This window comes from Streptomyces sp. SBT349, assembly GCF_001083795.1.
Lineage (GTDB): Bacteria > Actinomycetota > Actinomycetes > Streptomycetales > Streptomycetaceae > Streptomyces.
This window is the reverse complement of sequence record NZ_LAVK01000649.1, coordinates 1-1,604: the sequence shown is the minus strand read 5'-3', so window position 1 is coordinate 1,604 and position 1,604 is coordinate 1. Positions and strand designations below refer to the sequence as shown.

General features: G+C 70.3%; 1 protein-coding gene. It reads right to left on the bottom strand.

Annotation, left to right across the window (positions count from 1 at the left end):
• Positions 1–172: 172 nt before the first annotated feature.
• Complete coding sequence (locus tag ADY01_RS35520; protein ID WP_049581002.1) at positions 173–1,186, bottom strand: sigma-70 family RNA polymerase sigma factor; 1,014 nt, start codon at positions 1,184–1,186, stop codon at positions 173–175.
• Positions 1,187–1,604 lie beyond the last annotated feature (418 nt).

Sequence of the window (1,604 nt, the reverse complement as noted above, 5' to 3'; positions counted from 1 at the left end):
CCGGAACACCCCACGAAACGCCCCCCTGCGGCAAGGAGCCCCGGCGCCGGTAGCGGGCCGGGACTCTCTCCTCGACGTCGTCATGAGACGTCTCCTCGCCATGTGCGGCGGGCCCTGAGTGGCCCGCCTCCTCGCCCCACCTCTCCGCCCTACGCCGCCTCTCCGCCCCGCCCTATGCGGCGGCGTCGAACCCGGAGTCGCTCGCCATGCGCTTCAGCTCCAGCAGCGCGTGCTTCTCGATCTGCCGGATCCGCTCCCGGGTGAGGCCGTGCTGCTTGCCGACCTCCGTCAGCGTGCGCTCGCGGCCGTCTTCGATCCCGTACCGCGCCCTGATGATGGCCGCGGTGCGGTCGTCGAGCCGGCCGATCAGGTCCTCCAGACCCTCCCGGCGCATCATGACCATCACCGACTGCTCGGGCGACGCGGCGGAGGTGTCCTCCAGCAGGTCGCCGAACTGCGTCTCGCCCTCGTCGTCGACCGACATGTTCAGGCTGACGGGGTCGCGCGCCCAGTCCAGGACATCCTGGATCCGCTCCGGCGTGGTCGCCAGCTCGCCCGCGATCTCACCGGGATCCGGGTCGCGGCCGTGCTCGCGGTTGAACTCCCGCTGCAAGCGCCGGATCCGGCCCAGCTCCTCCACCAGGTGGACGGGCAGCCTGATGGTGCGCGACTGGTCCGCGATGGACCGGGTGATGGCCTGCCGGATCCACCACGTCGCATACGTCGAGAACTTGAATCCCTTGCTGTAGTCGAACTTCTCCACGGCCCTGACCAGGCCGGCGTTGCCCTCCTGGATCAGGTCGAGCAGCGGCAGGCCGCTGCGCGGATACCGGCGGGCGACGGCGACGACGAGCCTCAGGTTCGCGCGGATGAACGCGTCCTTGGCGCGCTCCCCCGCCGCGACGAGCGCCTGAAGCTCCTCGGGCGTCGCGGTGGCGGCGGCGCCCCCGGTGGCCGGCTCCTCATCGCCCCGCAGAACGCGCTCCGCGTACAGCCCCGCCTCGATCGCGAGAGACAGCTCGACCTCTTTCGCCGCGTCCAGCAGCGGGGTGCGGGCTATCTCGTCGAGATACATCCCGACCAGGTCGCGCTCCGTGGCATCGCTGCCCGCGCTGGACCGGACACGGCCCGTCGTTTCGACACGGTCATCGGTGCCGGGACGCCGGGCGACGGCACGGGTTGCCATACGTGCTCCCTTGCGAAGTGATCAAAACGATCAGTACACGAGGTCCTTGAATGTCGGACCGGACCGGGATGCCCCCTTGCCTCTCCCGCATCCATAACGAATCAACGACGGGAATCCGGACAGAATTCCCAAGCTGCGCATCTTTTTCCCGGCGATGCAGTACCCTGCCCGGCCACACCCCTGGGCGCGCGCTCACGGCGCGGGATCATGCACGACATCTCTCCCCACATCCCTCAAGACGAACGGGACGCTCTCTTAGTTGCTTCCCGGCCGTGCGGCGGCCGTTGCTTCCGGGTACCCAACGGCCCGTCCGGCATGCGACCGCGGTCCCCTGGTGGGGCCCGCCCGCCGCCGGTAGGTTGCCCGTCAGTGCCTCCCCCCGCCGAGGGGGACCCCGGGGCGGGGGGAGGACGGGACA

Coding starts and splice junctions, on each gene's coding strand:
- ADY01_RS35520 (WP_049581002.1), bottom strand. CDS start 1,186: ATGGCAACCCGTGCCGTCGCCCGGCGTCCCGGCACCGATGACCGTGTC.